This window comes from Bacillus sp. 7884-1, assembly GCF_002272245.1.
Taxonomy (GTDB): domain Bacteria; phylum Bacillota; class Bacilli; order Bacillales; family Cytobacillaceae; genus Neobacillus.
Window position 1 is genome coordinate 1 of record NZ_NPDD01000395.1, and the last position, 204, is coordinate 204.

A 204-nucleotide genomic window follows, 5' to 3' on the forward strand; every position below is an offset into this window, starting at 1 on the left:
GGTTACCCCACCGACTTCGGGTGTTACAAACTCTCGTGGTGTGACGGGCGGTGTGTACAAGGCCCGGGAACGTATTCACCGCGGCATGCTGATCCGCGATTACTAGCGATTCCGGCTTCATGTAGGCGAGTTGCAGCCTACAATCCGAACTGAGAATGGTTTTATGGGATTGGCTAAACCTCGCGGTCTTGCAGCCCTTTGTAC

At 54.9% G+C, this 204-nt stretch carries 1 rRNA gene; it reads right to left on the bottom strand.

The annotated features are described in order from the left end of the window. A 16S ribosomal RNA gene (locus CHI06_RS29295) occupies window positions 1-204 on the bottom strand; the annotation flags it as partial.